The following is an 18,265-nucleotide window of genomic DNA, read 5'->3' as shown; positions in this document are numbered from 1 at the left end:
TGCCCCGAAGACGGGGAGGATGCAAACCAGCCGGAGACGAACATGCCTTCCGACAAGACCCTAAAATCCGTACTCGTGGCCAGCGCCGTTGCCGTTGCCCCGATGGCGACCCTGCCGGCCCTGCCCGCCCATGCCCAGGCACCCGTCGCGATGCAGAGCTTCGCGCCCCTGGTCGAAGCCGCCAAACCCGCCGTGGTCGCCGTGGTCAGCGAGATCGAAGCCACGCCGCAGGCGAATGGTATCCAGGGCTTCGGCAACATGCCCCCCGAAATGGAAGAGTTCATGCGCCGCTTCTTCCCTGAAGAGCGGATGCCGCGCCCCGACGCCCCCGGCCGCGCGCAGCAGGGCCTCGGCTCGGGCTTCATCATCAGCGAGGACGGCGTGATCGTCACCAACAACCACGTGGTGGACGGCGCCAGCAAGGTCAGCGTCGTGCTGGATGACGGCACCGAATACGAGGCCGAGGTCGTCGGCACCGACGACCGTATCGACATCGCGGTACTGAAGATCGAACCCGAAGGCGACCTGCCAACCGTGGACTGGGGCGACTCGGATGCCGTGCGCGTCGGCGATTGGGCCGTGGCCATCGGCAACCCGCTGGGCCTCGACGGCACCGTGACGGCCGGGATCGTGTCGGCGCGTGGGCGGGACATCCGGTCGGGTCCCTATGACGACTACCTGCAGGTCGACGCCGCGATCAACCGGGGCAACTCGGGCGGGCCGCTGTTCGACATGAACGGCAAGGTGATCGGCGTGAACACCGCCATCCTGTCGACTTCGGGCGGCAACATCGGGCTCGGCTTCGCGATCCCGGCCGAGCAAGCGCAGATGATCGTCGCGGACCTGCTGGACGACGGCATGGTCCAGCGTGGGTGGATCGGTGTGTCGATCCAGCCGGTAGACAAGGACATCGCCGAAAGCCTGGGCCTTGCCGACGCCACCGGCGCGCTGGTCGCCGAAGTCATGCCCGACAGCCCGGCCGAGGCTGCTGGCTTGAAGCCCGGCGACGTGATCCTCGCCTTCGAAGGTTCCGAGATCGACGAAGTGCGCGACCTCACCCGCGCCGTTGCGGCCTCGGAGATCGACGCCGAAGCGGAGATCGAGGTCTGGCGCGCCGAGGAACGGCAGACGCTGGAAATCCGCCCGGCGCTGATGGAAACCGCTTCGGCCGAGAATGAGGCCACACCACAGATCGCACCCGCGAAGTTCGATCTGCCCGACCTTGGACTCGGCGTCGAAAGCGCAGAGGGCGGTGTGGCCGTGACCGAAGTCGAGCCGAACTCGCCGGCGGCCGAGAACGGCCTGCGCCCTGGCGACGTGATCGTTTCGGTCAATCAGACTGAGGTGTCTGACAGCAACGCGCTCTCCGAGGTGATCGAGGCAGCGAAGAAGAACGACCGGGAAAGCGTCCTGCTGCTGGTCGAGCGCGACGGCGCCCGGCGGTTCCTGACGCTGACGCTTGCCAACGCCTGACAACCACTACGACCCTGCCAACTTGCGGCCGCATGGATCCCCGACATGCGGCCGCCTTTTTTATGACTAATTTTGTCGGAATTGACATATCCGAGTTAATTGGTCAGAAATGACTCACGCAACCTGGAGCGCGAGCCATGACCTTTCCGACCGACACGTCCCGAAGCCCTGACCACCGTGAAGCCCGCCGCGGCGGCGCGCCCGTGGCCGTGCTGGACACGCTGCCGCCCTGCGAGGCGCGGGCTGTCACCTGGCTACGGCTCTGGTGCGACGGTCCCGAGGGGCAGGCGCAGGTTTGGGCGTCGGCCTCGTCGAGCCTTGGCGCTGGACGGGCAACCGCCAGCCTCACCGCGTTCGAACGGGTATTGAACCTGATCCTCGAACATGGTCGCCGGGGCCTGATGCGACACTCGATCGGCTGCGGCTGCGTCGGCGCGGACGAGGCTGTCTTCGCGCAGTTCCTCGCCCTGACCGCGAAAGGCGAGGACGAAGATGCGATGATGATCGCGAGTCTGCTGGTGCGCGCGGACATGGCGCCGGTGCTGGTCGGCCTTGGGCGCGAGGCCGCGCTTGGCCTCACCCCCTCGCCCGCGCGACCAGGAACCGTCCATCCGACCCCGGTCTGGCCGCAGCAGGTTAACCGCCACTAGACCCAAATTCAGGGACGTGTGCCGGGCGCCTCGCCGGTCAGATCGTCGATGCTGTCTATCAGGACCTGCAGCACGTAGTGCGGGTTGTGTGCGTAGTTGCCCGGATCCTTGGCGGCGAACTGGTAGTTGTAGGCTGCCATCAGCAGCCGCGGCGTCCAGCTGGCATAGCGGTTCGGAAAGGTGGCTTCACCGTCGTCGACTTCGCCATCCGCATCGGTGTCGATGAAGAAATAGGGATAGCTGCTGCCCGAGTAGACCATCGGCGTGCCGGCGGTCTCCGACGCATAGGTGATGATCGCGGGCTTCAGTTGCTCGAGCAGCGTCGCGATCTCGCCGGACAGCCCCTCGCCGGAATCCCCGTCGCCGTCCCAGTCGGTCACACCGGCGCGGATCGACCGGGGATCGTCGACCTTGTGGCAGGTGGCGCACTCCTCCTGCGCGACTTCCAGGCTGTGCGGGCTGTGGCAATCGGTGCAGCTGTCGACACCCTCGACATGGTCGAATCGGCCGGCGTACGACTTGCCGTCGTATTGGTAGGCCCCGTTCGCCTGCGCCCCGTGCAGCGTCGAGGCCGCCAGCAGATAGTGTGGGTTCATGAACCCGAGATCCGCATTGACGGTGTCGAGTTCCATGCCTTCGACCGCCCCGGCGATTCCGGTACCAGACTGGCGACCCTGGTGGCAGGTGAAGCAGGTGGCGTTGTTTTCGGGTGCGGGAAGCACCACGCCCGAAGGGAAGGTGACTTCGGAGATCGCCGCCACCCCGTCCGCGTGGCAGGTGTCGCAGTCGATCACGCCACCGATCGCATGTGGGCCGGACATCTCGCCCACCGGGCTGCCGTCGAGCCCGTAGTAGTCGCGGAAGCCCGAACCTGCATGGCAGAGCGCGCATTCCGCGGGAATCTCCCCCTCGTCGTTCCAATGGGTGAAAGCCTCAGCGTCCGCCTTTGCATGGGCAGACGCGGCCCATTCCGCGACAATGGATTCGGCGTTCTGCTGCGCGAACGCGCCTGAAGCCGCGAATACCCCGGCAGTGAGGATCGCGGGGTAGGAAAAGAATGAAAATCTCATGGCTTACCCCCGGTGGCAGTATACCGAGTGACTAGGGCACACGTGACTGCGAGGCCTTGATCTGGCTCAAAGCGGTGGACGGCGCCGCTGCCCAAGGTGCCGCAAAAGGGATTCGGACAAGGCATTATGGAGCACAGGATTCGTCGCGGCTTGCAGATCCGCCTGCCCGGTGCGCCGAGACAGGCGATCGGCGATGAACGCCACGTTGCCTCTGCAGGGGTGCTTGGCAGCGATTATCCGGGAATGCGGCCCGAGGTCCTCGTGGCCGAAGGTAACGCGGTGGGCTTGGGCGCGCCGCTGTTTCGCGACCGGCACCGGCCCGAAATTCTGATCACCGCCCCGATGGCGGGCCATGTGGCACGGATCGAGATCGGCGCCCGCCGCCGACTGGCCTGGATCGAGATCAGGGCGACCGACGCGCCGCCTGCCCCGGTTTCCTTCGACAGCAGCGGCGATGACGCGGGCGCGGTCGAAGGCGCGATGCAGGCCTCCGGGCTCTGGGCGGCGTTCCGCACCAGGCCATTCGGGCGTGTGCCTGACCCGGGCGCGCGTCCCGGGGCGATCTTCGTGACCGCTATGGATACCGAGCCGTTGGCGGCGGACATACCCACGGCGCTGGCCGGATCGGCGCCGCTGCTCGAGCGCGGGCTTGCGGCGCTGGAGTTGCTGACAGATGGGCCGGTCTACCTGTGCCAGCCTCCGGGCGGCGCCCTCACCCTCGAGCGTGGCCGCGTGCGCGTGGCGCGCTTTTCCGGCGTCCACCCCGCCGGGCTGCCAGGCACCCACATCGAGCACCTGCACCCGGTCGCGCAAGATCGCAGCGTCTGGCAGATCCACGCACAGGAAGTCGTCGCTTTGGGGCACTTGCTGCAAACCGGCACGCTCCCCGCCAACCGGGTCATCGCGCTCTCCGGCCCCGGGCTCGAGGATCCGCGGCTGCTGCGGGTGCCCGGGGGAGCCTCGCTCGCGGCGCTTGCCGTGGGAGAGATGCGAAAGGGCAACTGGCATCTCATCTCCGGCTCGCCGATCTCCGGACGGGGGCAGAGCTTCCTGGGGCGGCATCACTGGCAGATCACCGCCCTGCCCGACCGTCCCGCCCCACCACCGCGCCGGCGGAGCCTCTGGCCTGCGGATCACCGGCAGGCGCGCCCCGAAGCCGTCATTCCGACACGCGCGCTGGACCTCGCGCTGGGCCCCGCGATCCCGGCAATGCCGTTGATCCGCGCGCTCTGCTCGGGGGATGCCGAAACCGCGGACCGGCTGGGATGCCGCGCGCTGCTGGAAGAAGACGTCGCATTGCTGGACTACGCCGCCGGAGGCCGGGCCGGGCTTCCGCAAGCACTGCGCCGCGTCCTCGATATGCTGGAGGCCGCATGATCCGGGGCGTCTGGAATCGAGAGACGGTCGGCTGGGTTCTGGCCGCCTCGACGTTGCCGGTACTTGCCGGGATGGTTGCCGGTACCGGGCCCGAACCACTGCTGCGCCTCGGCGCGGGCCTAGCAGTCGTCGCGCTCTGGCAACTCCTGTTCCGCGCCCTACAGGGTGTGCCGCCTACCCCCGCTGGCGCGGTGACCGCCGTGGCCGTGACGGTGCTGGCCGGGCCGGAGCTGGCGCTCTGGCAGGTGATCCTCGCGATCAGCTTCGGCACAGTGATCGCCGAGTTGATCTTCGGCGGCTGGGGCCGAAACGTCTTCGGTGCCGGAACTGCGGCGCTGGCGTTTCTCTACCTCTCTTTCCCTGGCATCGAGCACCCGGCATTGGGCATGGAACTGCTGGCGGGGTGCGTCGCGGCCGGAGCAATCCTGCTAGCAACCGGGATACTGCCGCCGGCAGTCGTCGTCTCGGGAGTGCTCGGCTGGTCAGCGGTCTGCCTGCTGCTTGGGGCCGATCCATGGGCAGCGTCCGGAGCGGGAACCCTCGCCTTCGGGCTTGTCTACCTACTGGGCGACCCAGTCGCCTCTGCCGCGACGCCGGGCGGTCGCTGGGCCTATGGCACGCTGGGCGGCGCACTGGCGGCGCTTCTGGTTTCGGGCGGCACGCCGCAGGCGGCGGTCTTCGCCACCCTCCTCGCATCCATCGCCGCTCCGCTGATCGACCAGGGCGCGATCTCGGTCGCCCGCTATCGAAGGAGCCTGCGTCATGGCTGAACTGAACCCGCTGACCTTGTGGCGTCGGCTGATGGCCCTGCCCGCCGACAGCCAGGGCCGCACGATCGCGATGGCGGTGATCGTCTCAGCGATCTGCGCGGTGGTCGTTTCGGGCGCTTCGGTGATGCTGTCGCCGCGTATCGACGCCAACCTCGCGGCTGAGCGGCAGGCCAAGCTGGACGAATTGATCGCCTCGATGCCCGCGCTCGCCGATCTGCTGGCCGAAAGCGGCGCCGAGACGATGGAGACGCTGGTAGTCGACATAACCTCGGCCACGCGGACCGACCGGGCCGAGGCCGACATGCAAGCGCTGGCGCAGGATGCGGACACCAGCACCGCGCTTACGCCGGAGCAGGACTTCGCCGGGATCGGCAGCCGCCCGGATTTCGCCCAGATCAGCGTGCTCAAATCGGGCGACAGCGTAGAGCTGGTTATCCTGCCGATCTACGGCGCGGGCTACCAGTCGGTCATCGAGGCCTATCTCGCTTTAGAAGGCGATCTGAACACCGTCGCAGGCCTGGCGATCACGGCGCAGGGAGAGACCCCGGGCCTTGGCGCTAAGATTGCGGATCCCGGTTGGCAGTCACTCTGGCCCGGCAAGCAGATCGCCGGTGAAGATGGCGAGGTGAAGCTGTCGGTGGTGCGCGGCAAGGCCAGCACCGAATTCGAGGTGGACGGCATCACCGGCGCTACCCGCACCAGCAACGCGGTCAGCGGCATGATTCAGTTCTGGATGGGGCCGAACGGCTACGGTCCGGTACTCGACGCGCTGGCCGAGGGGAGGCTCTGATGTCGCTCCGGCGTACGCTGACAGAACCGCTGGTCGCCAACAACCCGGTGACGCTTCAGGTGCTGGGTATCTGCTCGGCGCTGGCAGTGACGACCTCGATGACGACGGCGTTGACCATGTCGCTGGCGCTGACCGTCGTGGTCACAGCATCGAGCGGTATCATCAGCGCGCTACGCCGGCTGATCCCGCCACAGATCCGGCTGATCCTGCAGATTACCATCATCGCCTCGCTGGTGATCGTCACTGACCTGTTCCTTCAGGCCTACGCGTTCGAGATCAGCCAGCGCCTGTCGATCTTCGTTTCTCTGGTGGTGACGAACTGCCTTGTTCTGGGCCGGGCCGAAGCCTTCGCCATGCACAACCCGCCTCTGTCCAGCATGGCCGACGGGCTGGGGAACGGGCTGGGCTATTCGCTGATCCTGATGATCGTCGCCTTCGTCCGCGAACTGCTGGGCCAGGGTACGCTCTTCGGGCACCCGGCGCTGGACGGAGGCTGGTTCCAACCGCTCGGCTTCATGCTGCTTGCGCCATCAGCCTTCATCATCCTCGGCCTCTTGATCTGGGCGATCCGCGCCCGATGGACCGCGCAGGTCGAGCCGAACGAATACCCGCTGGCGGAGCGCGCGCGATGACGGATCTGTTCCTGCGCGCCATCTTTGCCGACAACCTGGTGCTGTCCTATTTCCTCGGTATCTGCACCTACCTTGCAATCTCGAAACGGCTCGAGACCGCGCTGGGGCTGGCCGCAGCAATGATCGCCGTGCAAGTGGTGACGATCCCGATAAACCAGCTAATCCTTAACGGCCTCTTGATCGAGGGTGCGTGGGCCTGGCTGGGCCTTCCGGAAGTAGACCTGAGCTTCCTGAAGCTCATCGCGTTCATCGGCGTGATCGCGGCGGTGGTGCAGATCCTGGAAATGGCGCTCGACCGCTATGCGCCGGCACTCTACCGGGCGCTGGGCATCTACCTGCCACTGATCACCGTAAACTGCGCGATCCTCGGCGGCAGCCTGTTCATGGCCGAACGCCGCTACAGCTTCGCCGAGTCGGTGGTATTCGGTCTTGGCAGCGGCATCGGCTGGGGGCTGGCCATCGCGCTTCTCGCAGCGATCCGCGAGCGCCTGCGCTATGCGGACGTACCCGAGGGGCTGCGCGGCCTCGGTATCACCTTTGTGGTGACTGGCCTGATCTCCATGGGCTTCACCGCCTTCGCCACAGTGACATTGCCATGACCGAGGTGCTGCTCTCCACCGTACTGCTTACGGCAATCGTGCTGCTGCTCACCGCCGCGGTAATCGGCGCGCGCCGGGTCATGCAGCCGAGCCGTCCTGTCACGATCACCATCAACGGCACACAGCAACTGCCCGGGACCACGGGAGAGAAACTTCTTGGTATCCTTCAATCCGGCGACATCCCGATACCCTCGGGATGTGCCGGCGCGGGCACCTGCGGGCTCTGCCGCGTGCAGGTCACGGGCGGCGCGGGCGAGCCGCTGCCGACCGAGGAGGCCCGTCTCAGCCGGGCCGAGTTGCGCGAGGGGCAGCGCCTCGCCTGCCAGGTCGTGGTGCGCGAGCCGCTGTCGGTGGTGCTGCCGGACGAGATGCTTTCGGCCGAGACCTTCACCTGCACCGTTGCGCGCAGCAGCATGCTCGCCCCCCTGATCCGGGAGATCGTGCTGGACCTGCCCGAGGTCGCGGACTTCACGCCCCGAGCGGGCGCGTTCGTGCAGGTCGAAGCTCCGGCCTATGCGCTCGACTTCACCGCGCTTGACGTGCCCGATACTTTCGCTCCGGTCTGGGAGAAACAAGGCTGGCGCAAGCTGACCGTTGCCAATGGCGAACCGGTAACTCGCGCCTATTCGCTGGCGAACACGCCCGCCGATAGCGGAAGCGCCGTGCTCAACATCCGGCTCGCGGTCCCACCCCCGGGCGCAGGGCCGGAGGTACCGCCAGGATTGGTCTCCTCCTGGCTATTCTCGCTGCAGCCGGGCGACCGGGTGGTGCTCTCCGGTCCCTTCGGGGATTTCGGCGCAAGGAACACCGGGCGAGAAATGGTACTGATCGGCGGCGGCGTCGGGATGGCTCCGCTGCGCGCGATCGTCCACGACCAACTGCAGCGCTCAGGCTCGACCCGGAAGATCAGCTTCTGGTACGGGGCGCGCAGCGCCAGTGACGCCTTCTACATCGACGAGTTCCGCGCACTCGAGAAGGCGCACCCGAACTTCCGCTTCGTGCTGGCCCTGTCCGACCCCGCCCCCGGGGACACGGGCGAGGCGCGAACAGGCTTCATTCACCAGGTCGCGCACGAGGCCTATCTGCGGGACCATCCCGCGCCCGAGGACTGCGAGTATTATCTCTGCGGGCCGCCGCTGATGATCGACGCGGTCAACGCCATGCTCGACAGCCTTGGGGTCGAGAGCGAGACGATCTTCTACGATGATTTCGGAGGCTGAGATGATGCGCATGGACCGACGTCGTTTCCTGGGCTCGATCGCCGCCGCTGGCGCATTGGCCGCCTGGCCTGCGCAAGCCGCCCAAACGCGGGTGACGGGGGGTGAGGCCTTCGGCAGCTACTGGCGCCTCGTCTCGCTCGAAGCGGACGGGGAGATTGCCGACGCCGTGGCGCGGGTCGTCGCCAGGATCGATCTGGCGATGTCGCCGTGGCGCCCGGACTCGGAGCTTTCCTACCTGAACCGGGCACAGGCTTGGCGCTGGCTGACGATATCGCCCGATACCCGAGCCGTGCTGGACGCAGCGCGGATCATCTCGGCTCGGACCCATGGCGCCTTCGATCCGACAGTAGGCCCCGTGGTCGGGCGGTATGGCTTCGGCCCGATCACCGCCGGACCCGCCGGACGCATGTCGGACCTGGAATTGACGCCCGATGGTCTGCGCAAGCGCCAGACAGGCACCACGCTCGACCTCTGCGGAATTGCGAAGGGCCGCGCCCTTGATCTTGCGGCGCAAGCCCTCTCGGGACTGGGCCTGCGCGACTTCGCTCTGGAGATGGGCGGCGAGGTCACCACCCGCGGCCGCCATCCCTCGGGCCGGCCCTGGCAGATCGCCGTCGAAGGCCCCTTGCCCGAGGTCATCCGGCTGGACGGCCGCGCCATCGCCACCTCCGGCGGCCTGCCGCACGGCTACGAGGTGCGTGGCCGCGGCTATAGCCACATCATCGATCCGCGCAGCGGCGCGCCGGTGCGGGGCGGCGTTGAATCCGCCTCGGTCATCGCCGACACCGCGATGGAAGCCGACGCGCTGGCGACCGCGCTCTGCACGCTCGATGCGGACAGCGCGCGGGACCTGGCCGGAAGCCTTGGTCTCGATTCTCGGCTGGTGTTTGACGGCCGTGCGGCCCCGGTGCTGACCGGGCGCTTCGCCGAACAACTGGCGGGATAGGAGGTAGCCATGGCGACATTTCTTCTGACCCTGGCAATCATCCTGCTGTCGGTCGCCGGCCTCGCACTGGGCGTCATGCGGGGCCGCGCGCCGCTCAAGGGAAGCTGCGGCGGTACCGGCTGCGAGGCCTGTGACAGCTGCCCGCGCCGCCTGAGGACCGAGCCATGACCGGTCACGCCACTGTCTCCGAAGCGATGACCCGCGACCCGCTGACCTTCCGGCCCGATACTGCGATCGGCGACGCGGTGTCCTCGATGCTCTCGCACAAGGTCTCCGGCGCGCCGGTGCTGGATGCCGCCGGAGCGTTGGCGGGCGTCATCACCGCGAAGGACTGCTTCCGCGCCGCGCTCCATGCCAGCTATCACCAGGAATGGAGCGGGACCGTCGGTGACTACATGACCGACAAGGTCGAGACGCTCGACGCCGAGACCGACCTCGTCACCGCCGCCCAGCGCTTTATGGAGCGCGACTTCCGCCGCTTCCCGGTCACCAGCGACGGCCGACTGGTCGGCATCGTCACCCGGCTCGACCTGCTGCGGGCACTGCACGCGCACTGGTCCTACGCTCCCGGTCCGCGCGGCGGAGGATAGCGCAGTGGAACTGCATACCGTCCTGCTGACGCTCGGCGGGGTCTTCCTGGCGGGCGTCGCCGCCGACACGTTGGGGCGGCGCACCAAGGTGCCCCGGGTGACGCTGTTGCTGCTGATAGGGGTCGCCATCGGACCCGCAGGGCTCCACCTGCTGCCGCCCGAAGTCGCGGACTGGTATGATCTTCTCTCGGTCACCGCGCTGACGATGGTGGCGTTTCTGCTCGGCAACGCCCTGACGCCGGAACGCCTCAAGGCGCACGGACGCGAGATCATGCTGGTTTCGGTCTGCGTTGTGATGGTTTCGATCACCGGCATGGCGGCGGGGCTCTGGCTGGCGGGCGCACCTCTAGCGCTGGCGCTGGTACTGGCGGGGATCGCAACCGCGACCGCGCCTGCCGCCACTTACGACGTCGTGGTGCAATCTGGCGCCAAGGGTCCGTTTACCGATCTGCTGCTTGGGATTGTGGCCGTCGACGACGCCTGGGGCCTGATCGCCTTCAGCCTTCTGCTGATGGCGGTGAACGTGATCGACGGCAGCGGCGCTGCAGGGCACGTCCTGCAGGACGGCTTCCGCGAGCTTGCCGGCACCATCCTGCTGGGGTTCGGGCTTGGCGTACCGGCCGCCTACCTGACCGGCCGCCTGCGTCCCGGAGAGCCGATGCAGGCCGAAGCGCTTGGCGTGGTCTTTCTCTGCGCCGGTCTGGCGCTGGCGTTCGAGTTGTCGTTCCTGCTCGCGGGTATGATCGCCGGAGCGACCGTGGCCAACCTCGCCAGGCACCATGAACGCGCCTTCCACGAGATCGAGCGCATCGAGTGGCCGTTCATGCTGCTCTTCTTCATCCTGGCGGGGGCGACCTTCCACTATGCAGAATTTGGAAACGTGCTGGTCTTCGTCATCGCCTTCGTGCTGCTACGGAGCGCCGCGCGCATGATCGGCGGCTGGATGGGTGGTGGGATGGCTGAACTGCCCCCGGTGCACCGGCGCTGGATTGGCGCCGCCCTGCTGCCGCAGGCGGGCATCGCCATCGGCATGGCCCTGGTGGCAGGCGAGCAATTGCCGCAATACCGGGACGCGATCCTTTCGATCACCGTCGCCACGACAATAGTCTTCGAGATCCTCGGCCCGCTCGCCACCATGGCGGCGCTGAGGCACAGCGGCGAGGTTCCCGCAGAGGAAACCTCGCAAACTCCAGATTGAGCACCCGGGCGGCCAGCGCCGCCCGAGTGCGCTGGTTCAGTTGGATTGAGGCTTCGGGGTCGGGGTCATCCCCTTCAGCACCCGCGCCAGCAGCAGACCGGCGCAGAGCGCAGCGATGAAGATGAACACCTCGGTCCGGCCCGTGCCAAGCACCGGCAGCGCGCCGCCCGGGCAGAAACCGGCGATCCCCCAGCCGACGCCGAACAGCGCAGCGCCGCCGACCAGCTCACGGTCGATGTCCTTCTTCGTAGGAAGCGAGAACTTCGGCGCCATAAGCGGGGACGCTCGCCGGAAGACCAGCCGATAGCCCGGGATCGCGACGGCCAGCGCACCGCCCATGACGAACATCAGGCTCGGATCCCAGGTCCCTGCCAGGTCGAAGAAGTTCAGCACCTTGGCCGGGTTCGCCATGCCCGAGATAGAGATCCCAAGACCGAATACGAGGCCGATCAGATAGGTGGATAGGTGTTTCATATCAGCCTCCGATCACGTGACGGATGACGAAAACGGTGACGATCGCGGTCGCCATGAAGGTAGCGGTCGCGACCATCGAGCGAGCCGAGAAACGCGCGTTGCCGCAAACACCGTGGCCCGAGGTACAGCCGCTGCCGTAACTGGCGCCGACGCCGACAATCAGGCCTCCGATGACCAGCATCGCGGTCGAGACCGGCACCTCGACAGTCGGGAACGACCCGGTGAGCGCCAGGATGATCGACGGCGCGGTGACCATCCCCGCGACCAGCAGGGCCTTCTGGACCCAGTCGGTCATGTCGTCGAAGCGTAGAAGGCTTCCGGTGATCCCGGTAGCGCCCAGAATGCGGCCATGCAGCCACATCAGGAGCACGGCCGAAAGACCGATCAGAGTCCCGCCGAAGAGCGAGGCGAGAGGGGTGAAGGCGGTTTCCATCAGAACACCTCCTTTAACCGGTGCGGTTCGCCACCGGTGATTGCAGACAGTCGCATATCCGAATCCTCGAATCTTGTTTGAGGGTTAGGTAGCACGGCGGAGGAGTTGGGAACGGTGACTAGGTCACACAACGGCCTCGGCTGCCACCGGGAGGATGCCGGATACGCGGTGATCCCGGCCCAGCACCAGCACCGCACCCTGGATCAGCCCGCCGCGGCGAAGCCTCTCGGCATGCGTTAGCCCAGCGTCCAACGCCCGCGCGGCCTCTTCCGAGGAAAGCGGGCCGACGTGAACAGTCACAGGCCGCGTGCCAAGGTCGCTGTCGGGCGAAAGCTCGCAGGCCGGACGGCGGCGTACAGCCGGGTGGCCGGGCAAGTCGACGGCGTTCGCGATCATCGTCGCCGCGGCGTCGGCAAGCGCGGCGGTCTTTGCAAGCACCGTGACGCTGTCCGCGATTCCGAGCGACTGGCTCCGCCCGCCGCGCCCCGAAGTCGCAACGCCCCCGATCCGGTCCCCGGGCTGGATCTCCATGGTTGCGGGCACCGGGGCAAACACCGCCGCCCGAAGCGCCTGCCCCTCGGCCAGCCAAAGCGCCACGTCGCCGCCGTTGTTGGCATGGATGCGCGTCACGCCTTCACCCTTGCACGCAGCCAGTATCTCGTCCGCGACCGCCCCCGCGACGGCGGCCATCGGAGTGATGAAGTCTGGCGCGAAAGGCTGGACCGCCGCCAGCATCCGGCGAGCGACCGGACCGGTCAGCTTCGGATCTTCGGTGACTGGACGTCGCAGTTCAGCAAGCTCCACCGCGAGTTCGTCGAGAACCGTTTCGAACCGGGTGCATGCCCTGAGCAAGGCGGCATCCCGCCCCGGCCCATCGACGCCGAGGATCAGGTCGATGGGCCCGTGGTGCAGGTGCAACCGGCCATCCGGCAATACGGCGGCGCTAGCCCGCTGCATGATCACCTGTCCGCAGAGCGCAGGGTGCGCATGTCAGCGCCGTACTCGCCACCGCGTTCCAGCACGTCCTCGATGCTGCGCACCGCCTCGTCGTGGCCGCCGAGCGCCCGGAAGTCCTCGCGCGGCAGGCGAAACTCCAGCGGCGCGACGATGGCCGGCGTGGGCACGTAGCCGAAAGAACCTTCGGGCATCCGCGCGACATCGACCATGATCGTGATTCCGCCACCGGGCCAGACCCAGGCAGGCGCGCCGCCGCAGCTGACGCTGGTCCTCAACGCCTGGACCGAGCGGGTCAGCCGCACCGGGTTCCTGGTCACGCCCGAACGCAACGATCCGCCAGCGCCGCCCATGAACATCACTGTGCACAGCGCCGGCTCGCAGTTCTCGGCGATCAGATCGACGGTTCCGCGCAAGGCCTCTGGCAGCGGCGCGGGGCGCGGCACCAGATCCTCGTCCAGCACATAGAACCCGTGCTGTTCGCCCGTTGTCGAAACCATCAGAAGGCTCAAGCCCGGCCGCGCGCCCTTCTTCGGGTTCCAATCGCCCAGGATGGTCAGCGGATCCTCGATATCCGTGCCGCCCCAGCCCAGCCCCGGTTTCGCCACCTGAAAATATCGCCCAGGGGTCGAGCGGCGGCCCTTGATGCGGATGCCGGTGTCCGGCCAGCCCAGCACCTTGCCCGCCTGGTGCTCGCTGACGACACCCGTGATGTGGTCGTCGACAACGACAACCTCGTCCACAAGCCCGTGCCATTGCGAGGCGAACATGCCGATCGTGGCCGAGCCGCAGCCGACGCGCATACGTTCCTCGCGCTTTCCATCAACGATGGGTGGCTCACCGGATTGGACGACAACCTTGGCCCCACCGTCTATGCTCAGCGTGACCGCCTCGCGATTGCACAGCCGCATCAGCACGTCGCAGGTCACCCGCCCCTCGGCCTTGGAGCCGCCGGTAAGATGCTCCACCCCGCCAAGCGACAGCATCTGCGAGCCATATTCGGCGGTGGTGACATGGCCGACGATCTCGCCCTCGGCGCGGACCCAGGCGGCCTCGGGGCCGAGATGCCGGTCGGTGTCGATCTTCACCTTCACCCCGCAGTAGGAAAAGATTGCCTCGGTCACGACGGTCACGAAATCCACGCCTTCGATCGCGCGGCTGACGATGAACGGGGCGGGTTTGTAATCGGGATAGGTGGTGCCCGCGCCGATGGCGGTCACGTCGAGGTTCTCGGCGCCGAATACATCGCCGTCCCACTCGCAGGCCAGGAACGGGCGGACCTCGTCACCCGCGGCGATCCGGCGGTCGAGAAGGGTCAGGGGATCACAGCGCACAATCCTGCCGCCCTGGTTGCCGTAACGGTCGCACGCGCCGAGCTGTCCCTCGGCGATATAGCACATGACCGGGCAGGCATCGCAGCGGATCTTCTCGGGGCGGCTGTCTCGTTCCGGCAGGCTCATTGTTCTTCCTCCGCCGCCCGGATCGCGGCCAGAACCCGGTGCGGCAGCGCGGGCAGGCGCGTGATCCGCGCGCCGCAAGCATGGCGGATGGCGTTCAGGATCGCCGGCGCGGTCGGGATCAGCACATGCTCGCCCAACCCCTTGGCGCCCATCGGCCCCTCGGGGTCGGGCTTCTCGATGAAGATCGTCTCGATCTCGGGCATGTCGCCGGTGGTCGGGATCAGGTAGTCGTGCAGGTTCTCGGTTACGCCGGGCACATATTCCTCCATCAGCGCCATCCCGAGCCCCTGCGCGATACCGCCATGCACCTGTCCCTCGGCCAGTAGCGGGTTCACCACCCGGCCGAGGTCATGGGCGGCGGTGACGCGCAGCACCTTCACCGTGCCGAGCGCCCGGTCCACTTCGACCTCGGCAATCTGCGCGCCATAGCCGTAGACCGCATAGGGCACGCCCTGCCCGTCCGCATCGAGCGCGCCCGTCGGCGGGTCATAGCTCTCCTCGGCGGCCAGCACGTAGCCGTTCGCATCTACGGGAAGATCGGAGAGTGCCAGCTCGCGCCCGCCGCGCGCATCCTCGACCCGAAGCTTGCCGCCCTCTAGGGACATCCGCGCCTCGGGCCCGGTGTTCGCCAATGCCAGGATCTGCGCCCTAAGCGCCGCGCCCGCCAGCATCGCCGCCTTGCCGGTGATGTAGGTCTGCCGCGAGGCCGAGGTCTTGCCGCAGTCCGGCGTCAGCGCCGTATCGGGGCCGACCAGTTCGAACCGCTCGACCGGCAGACCCAACGCCTCGGCGCAAAGCTGGGTGACAACCGTGTTCGCGCCCTGCCCGATGTCGCTCGCCCCCTGGTGCAGGCGCAGTCGTCCGTCGGCAGTGATCCCCACGCGCACCGTCGAGGGATTGGGCAGCGCCGTGTTTCCGCAGCCGTACCAGCACGAGGCGATACCGACGCCGCGCCCCGGCCCCGCCGCAGCCAGAGCCCGCCGCCAGTTCGGGCGCAGCGCCTCAAGACACTCGCGTATGCCCACACCATGAAGGACCTGCCCGCAGGTGCTACGGTCGCCATCGCCAAGCGCATTCCTCAACCGGAACTCCAGCCGGTCCATGCCCAAGGCCAATGCCAGATCGTCGTAAAGCACCTCCTGCAACACTGCCGCCTGCGGCACGCCAAAACCGCGAAACGCCCCGGCCACCGGGTTGTTCGTGTGCCAGGCCCGCGCCTCGGCGTGGTAGGCTGGCGTACGGTACGGCCCCGAGGCATGCACCGGCACCCGCACCGCCACCGTCGGCCCCCAGCTTGCATAGGCCCCGGTGTCGAAATCCCCGTCGAAAACCATGCCCGTGATGCGCCCATCGGCATCCGCGCCGATCCGCGCCCGCATCCGCCCCGGATGCCGCTTCGTGCTGGTCGCCATCGACTCGGGGCGCGAGAAGATCATCCGTGCAGGCCGCCCGGTCTTCAGCGTCACGAGCCCGATCAGCGGCTGTACCGAGAGATCCAGCTTGGCACCAAAGCCCCCGCCCGCAGCGGTCGGGATCATCCGCACCCTTTCCTTCGTCAATCCCAGCACCGACGCCGTTGAATCCCGGTCCATCACCGGCGCCTGGGTGCAGGCGCGGATCACGAGCGTGTCTCCCTCCATCCACGAGGCCCCGGCCTCGGGCTCGATATAGGCATGCTCGACGAAACCGGTCTCGATCTCGGCGTCACTGACATGGACCGAAGCGGACAGCGCCGCTGCTGCGTCTCCCTGCCGCACACGCCCCGCGATCAGAAGGTTGTCCGGGCGATGCGGATGCAGCGGCGCGAAGCCTTGCGCCTGCGCCATGTCGAGCAGCGCCGGAAGTGGTGTCCATGTCACGGGGAAACTTGTGAGGTCGACCGCCTCGACCAGCGCCGCCGGGCCCGCGACCAAGGCCACGGCCTCGCCCCGGAAGCGGGTCGTCGTCTCAGCCAGCACCGGCTGATCCACGCAATCCGGGATCACGCCGAACCGGTTCTCTCCGGGAATGTCTGCGGCCGTGAAGACATGCAGCCCGCCGCCCTGCGCCGACACCCATGCCGCGATATCCCCGAAGGCGAACCCGGCGGCCGGATGCGGCGAGCGGACCGCGCGGACCAGCAGCGCGTCCTCGGGAACGACGTCCGCCCCGAAGACCTCCTCTCCCGTCACCTTGGGAACACCGTCGAGCCTCGGCAGCGCTGCACCGACGGCTCCCTCAGGCCCATTGGCAACGGGTGCCCCAACCACCGCATCGATGATCTTCGCATATCCCGTGCAGCGGCAGAGCACCCCACCCAGCGCCGCCTCGGCCTCGGCCCGACTAGGTGCGGGAGTGTCCCGCAGCAGTGCGGTCGCGGCCATCAGCATTCCCGGGGTACAGATCCCGCATTGAGCAGCGCCATGCCGGTGAAACGCCTGTTGCAGGGCCGAGAGACCTTCGCTCGAAAGCCCCTCGACGGTCGTCACTTCGCGCCCCGCCGCCTGCGCCACGGGCGTCAGGCAGGCGCAGACCGGCGCGCCGTCAAGCAGCACCGTGCAGGCACCGCAATCCCCGGCATCGCAGCCGACCTTGGTCCCGCGCAGGCGCAGATCCTCGCGCAACACCTCCGAGAGCCGTCGGCCAGGGGCCAGCGGCAGCGCATGGGTCTGGCCGTTCACCGTAAGGCGCAGCAGGCCGACCGGGCGGTTCACGCGGGCACCTCCGCCTCTGCGAGGTCGCTCAATGCACGACGGACCAGTTCGACGGCGGCACGCTCGCGATAGGCGGCATCTGCCCGCACGTCCGAGATAGGTTTCAGCGCCGGGGCGATCAGTTGGTTTCGGACAAGTCCGGCGAGCCCCTCGACGGGCTGGCCGATCAGCGCAGCCTCCAATCGGGGCAATCGCTGCGCCACGCCGCTACACGCCCCGACGGCGACAGCCGCATCCCCAACACACCCCGCCTCGCACGCCAACCGCACCGCCACCATGGCGATCGAGATCACCAGATAGCGCCGCGCCCCAAGCTTGAGGAACCGGCTGGCGCCAGCAAGCGCCTCGGCCGGGATCGTCACTGCCGTCAGCAACTCTGAAGGCGCGCGGGCCGTGCGGCGCGGGCCGGTCAGGAACTCGGCCAGGGACATCGTCCGAGTGCCAGCGGTCGAGGCCAGTTCGACCTCGGCATCCAGCGCCAGCAGGCAGGGCACGCCGTCGGCGGCGGGCGAGGCGTTGCAGAGGTTGCCCGCCACGGTTCCCGCGTTCTGAATCTGCACCGAGCCGACCTCGGCCGCCGCCTGTTTCAGCATGTCGAGCGCCGGTGGCAGATCAGCCCTGAGAATATCTGTCCACGTCGTGCACCCTCCGATGCGCAACCCTGGATCCGTGAGCGATATTCCCCGCAGCGCCGCAATACCGGTGATGTCCAGAACCGGTCCTTCCAGCGCTCGTGCGCCGGTCGCCGGGAAAAGGTCCGTGCAGCCCGCGGCGATCGTCATCGGACCGCGCGCCAGCAGCGCCAGCGCCTCGTGCAGCTCACCCGGTCTGTCATAGGCGACCATGGACCTACCTCCCCGCAGTTGGACCACGGAATTTGTTCGTATACAAACGATGGTGCGACAGGTTTCTTGACCTGTCAACGATCCCAAAGAG

19 protein-coding genes are annotated in these 18,265 nt (G+C 67.8%); 12 read left to right on the top strand and 7 right to left on the bottom strand.

Annotation, left to right across the window (positions count from 1 at the left end; genetic code table 11):
- Positions 1 to 42 precede the first annotated feature (42 nt).
- Complete coding sequence (locus ACW9UR_RS04755; RefSeq protein ID WP_458915770.1) at positions 43 to 1,473, top strand: Do family serine endopeptidase; 1,431 nt, start codon at positions 43 to 45, stop codon at positions 1,471 to 1,473.
- A 137-nt stretch (positions 1,474 to 1,610) separates the two neighbouring features.
- Complete coding sequence (locus tag ACW9UR_RS04750; RefSeq protein WP_458915769.1) at positions 1,611 to 2,123, top strand: hypothetical protein; 513 nt, start codon at positions 1,611 to 1,613, stop codon at positions 2,121 to 2,123.
- 8 nt (positions 2,124 to 2,131) lie between these two features.
- On the opposite strand, the gene ACW9UR_RS04745 is transcribed toward ACW9UR_RS04750, so the two are convergent.
- Positions 2,132 to 3,193, bottom strand: coding sequence for a polyheme membrane-associated cytochrome C (locus ACW9UR_RS04745; protein WP_458915768.1), 1,062 nt, complete (start codon positions 3,191 to 3,193; stop codon positions 2,132 to 2,134).
- Between the two features lie 126 nt (positions 3,194 to 3,319).
- Between ACW9UR_RS04745 and ACW9UR_RS04740 the strand changes: the two genes are divergently transcribed.
- From ACW9UR_RS04740 to ACW9UR_RS04695, 10 genes are read left to right on the top strand one after another with little or no spacing between them, the layout of a single operon-like run.
- Positions 3,320 to 4,570 carry a Na(+)-translocating NADH-quinone reductase subunit A gene (locus ACW9UR_RS04740; RefSeq protein ID WP_458915767.1) on the top strand — a complete coding sequence of 417 codons (1,251 nt, stop codon included), beginning with the start codon at positions 3,320 to 3,322 and terminating at the stop codon, positions 4,568 to 4,570.
- Positions 4,567 to 5,340: an RnfABCDGE type electron transport complex subunit D gene (locus ACW9UR_RS04735; protein WP_458915766.1), complete on the top strand. Its 774-nt coding sequence runs from the start codon at positions 4,567 to 4,569 to the stop codon at positions 5,338 to 5,340. Before ACW9UR_RS04740 ends, ACW9UR_RS04735 begins: the two co-directional genes overlap by 4 nt.
- Positions 5,333 to 6,130 carry an NADH:ubiquinone reductase (Na(+)-transporting) subunit C gene (nqrC, locus tag ACW9UR_RS04730; RefSeq protein WP_458915765.1) on the top strand — a complete coding sequence of 266 codons (798 nt, stop codon included), beginning with the start codon at positions 5,333 to 5,335 and terminating at the stop codon, positions 6,128 to 6,130. The genes ACW9UR_RS04735 and nqrC overlap by 8 nt, the downstream gene beginning before the upstream one ends.
- The gene (locus ACW9UR_RS04725; protein ID WP_458915764.1) at positions 6,130 to 6,762 is read left to right on the top strand and encodes an NADH:ubiquinone reductase (Na(+)-transporting) subunit D; all 633 of its coding nucleotides are present in this window, start codon (positions 6,130 to 6,132) and stop codon (positions 6,760 to 6,762) included. The genes nqrC and ACW9UR_RS04725 overlap by 1 nt, the downstream gene beginning before the upstream one ends.
- Complete coding sequence (gene nqrE, locus ACW9UR_RS04720; RefSeq protein WP_458915763.1) at positions 6,759 to 7,361, top strand: NADH:ubiquinone reductase (Na(+)-transporting) subunit E; 603 nt, start codon at positions 6,759 to 6,761, stop codon at positions 7,359 to 7,361. The genes ACW9UR_RS04725 and nqrE overlap by 4 nt, the downstream gene beginning before the upstream one ends.
- Positions 7,358 to 8,581, top strand: coding sequence for an NADH:ubiquinone reductase (Na(+)-transporting) subunit F (gene nqrF, locus ACW9UR_RS04715; protein ID WP_458915762.1), 1,224 nt, complete (start codon positions 7,358 to 7,360; stop codon positions 8,579 to 8,581). Before nqrE ends, nqrF begins: the two co-directional genes overlap by 4 nt.
- Before the next feature lies 1 nt (position 8,582).
- Positions 8,583 to 9,527: an FAD:protein FMN transferase gene (locus ACW9UR_RS04710; protein ID WP_458915761.1), complete on the top strand. Its 945-nt coding sequence runs from the start codon at positions 8,583 to 8,585 to the stop codon at positions 9,525 to 9,527.
- Positions 9,528 to 9,536: 9 nt separating this feature from the next.
- Positions 9,537 to 9,695 (top strand): hypothetical protein, encoded by a 159-nt coding sequence (locus ACW9UR_RS04705; RefSeq protein WP_458915760.1) that lies wholly within the window; start codon positions 9,537 to 9,539, stop codon positions 9,693 to 9,695.
- The gene (locus tag ACW9UR_RS04700) at positions 9,692 to 10,117 is read left to right on the top strand and encodes a CBS domain-containing protein (protein WP_458915759.1); all 426 of its coding nucleotides are present in this window, start codon (positions 9,692 to 9,694) and stop codon (positions 10,115 to 10,117) included. Before ACW9UR_RS04705 ends, ACW9UR_RS04700 begins: the two co-directional genes overlap by 4 nt.
- A 4-nt stretch (positions 10,118 to 10,121) precedes the next feature.
- The gene (locus ACW9UR_RS04695; RefSeq protein ID WP_458915758.1) at positions 10,122 to 11,315 is read left to right on the top strand and encodes a cation:proton antiporter; all 1,194 of its coding nucleotides are present in this window, start codon (positions 10,122 to 10,124) and stop codon (positions 11,313 to 11,315) included.
- A 36-nt stretch (positions 11,316 to 11,351) separates the two neighbouring features.
- Here ACW9UR_RS04695 and ACW9UR_RS04690 read toward each other — a convergent pair whose 3' ends face one another.
- From ACW9UR_RS04690 to ACW9UR_RS04665, 6 genes are all read right to left on the bottom strand, one after another.
- On the bottom strand, positions 11,352 to 11,789 hold the full coding sequence (locus ACW9UR_RS04690; RefSeq protein WP_458915757.1) for a DUF6691 family protein: 438 nt from the start codon (positions 11,787 to 11,789) through the stop codon (positions 11,352 to 11,354).
- 1 nt (position 11,790) lies between these two features.
- Complete coding sequence (locus ACW9UR_RS04685) at positions 11,791 to 12,222, bottom strand: YeeE/YedE family protein (RefSeq protein ID WP_458915756.1); 432 nt, start codon at positions 12,220 to 12,222, stop codon at positions 11,791 to 11,793.
- Between the two features lie 123 nt (positions 12,223 to 12,345).
- Positions 12,346 to 13,179, bottom strand: a complete 834-nt coding sequence (locus ACW9UR_RS04680; RefSeq protein ID WP_458915755.1) for a UPF0280 family protein — start codon at positions 13,177 to 13,179, stop codon at positions 12,346 to 12,348.
- Positions 13,180 to 13,181: 2 nt separating this feature from the next.
- The gene (locus tag ACW9UR_RS04675) at positions 13,182 to 14,636 is read right to left on the bottom strand and encodes a 6-hydroxynicotinate reductase (RefSeq protein ID WP_458915754.1); all 1,455 of its coding nucleotides are present in this window, start codon (positions 14,634 to 14,636) and stop codon (positions 13,182 to 13,184) included.
- Positions 14,633 to 17,329 (bottom strand): molybdopterin-dependent oxidoreductase, encoded by a 2,697-nt coding sequence (locus tag ACW9UR_RS04670; protein ID WP_458915753.1) that lies wholly within the window; start codon positions 17,327 to 17,329, stop codon positions 14,633 to 14,635. Before ACW9UR_RS04670 ends, ACW9UR_RS04675 begins: the two co-directional genes overlap by 4 nt.
- Positions 17,326 to 18,174 carry an FAD binding domain-containing protein gene (locus ACW9UR_RS04665; protein WP_458915752.1) on the bottom strand — a complete coding sequence of 283 codons (849 nt, stop codon included), beginning with the start codon at positions 18,172 to 18,174 and terminating at the stop codon, positions 17,326 to 17,328. Before ACW9UR_RS04665 ends, ACW9UR_RS04670 begins: the two co-directional genes overlap by 4 nt.
- Between the last annotated feature and the right edge of the window lie 91 nt (positions 18,175 to 18,265).

The sequence above is a fragment of the Halovulum sp. GXIMD14794 genome (genome assembly GCF_054457455.1).
This window is presented reverse-complemented; position numbering and strand designations above follow the sequence as displayed.

Excerpts from the sequence above, each read along its gene's own strand:
- ACW9UR_RS04755 (WP_458915770.1), top strand. The coding sequence starts at position 43 with ATGCCTTCCGACAAGACCCTAAAATCCGTACTCGTGGCCAGCGCCGTT.
- ACW9UR_RS04750 (WP_458915769.1), top strand. The coding sequence starts at position 1,611 with ATGACCTTTCCGACCGACACGTCCCGAAGCCCTGACCACCGTGAAGCC.
- ACW9UR_RS04745 (WP_458915768.1), bottom strand. The coding sequence starts at position 3,193 with ATGAGATTTTCATTCTTTTCCTACCCCGCGATCCTCACTGCCGGGGTA.
- ACW9UR_RS04740 (WP_458915767.1), top strand. The coding sequence starts at position 3,320 with ATGGAGCACAGGATTCGTCGCGGCTTGCAGATCCGCCTGCCCGGTGCG.
- ACW9UR_RS04735 (WP_458915766.1), top strand. The coding sequence starts at position 4,567 with ATGATCCGGGGCGTCTGGAATCGAGAGACGGTCGGCTGGGTTCTGGCC.
- nqrC (WP_458915765.1), top strand. The coding sequence starts at position 5,333 with ATGGCTGAACTGAACCCGCTGACCTTGTGGCGTCGGCTGATGGCCCTG.
- ACW9UR_RS04725 (WP_458915764.1), top strand. The coding sequence starts at position 6,130 with ATGTCGCTCCGGCGTACGCTGACAGAACCGCTGGTCGCCAACAACCCG.
- nqrE (WP_458915763.1), top strand. The coding sequence starts at position 6,759 with ATGACGGATCTGTTCCTGCGCGCCATCTTTGCCGACAACCTGGTGCTG.
- nqrF (WP_458915762.1), top strand. The coding sequence starts at position 7,358 with ATGACCGAGGTGCTGCTCTCCACCGTACTGCTTACGGCAATCGTGCTG.
- ACW9UR_RS04710 (WP_458915761.1), top strand. The coding sequence starts at position 8,583 with ATGATGCGCATGGACCGACGTCGTTTCCTGGGCTCGATCGCCGCCGCT.
- ACW9UR_RS04705 (WP_458915760.1), top strand. The coding sequence starts at position 9,537 with ATGGCGACATTTCTTCTGACCCTGGCAATCATCCTGCTGTCGGTCGCC.
- ACW9UR_RS04700 (WP_458915759.1), top strand. The coding sequence starts at position 9,692 with ATGACCGGTCACGCCACTGTCTCCGAAGCGATGACCCGCGACCCGCTG.
- ACW9UR_RS04690 (WP_458915757.1), bottom strand. The coding sequence starts at position 11,789 with ATGAAACACCTATCCACCTATCTGATCGGCCTCGTATTCGGTCTTGGG.
- ACW9UR_RS04685 (WP_458915756.1), bottom strand. The coding sequence starts at position 12,222 with ATGGAAACCGCCTTCACCCCTCTCGCCTCGCTCTTCGGCGGGACTCTG.
- ACW9UR_RS04680 (WP_458915755.1), bottom strand. The coding sequence starts at position 13,179 with ATGCAGCGGGCTAGCGCCGCCGTATTGCCGGATGGCCGGTTGCACCTG.
- ACW9UR_RS04675 (WP_458915754.1), bottom strand. The coding sequence starts at position 14,636 with ATGAGCCTGCCGGAACGAGACAGCCGCCCCGAGAAGATCCGCTGCGAT.
- ACW9UR_RS04665 (WP_458915752.1), bottom strand. The coding sequence starts at position 18,174 with ATGGTCGCCTATGACAGACCGGGTGAGCTGCACGAGGCGCTGGCGCTG.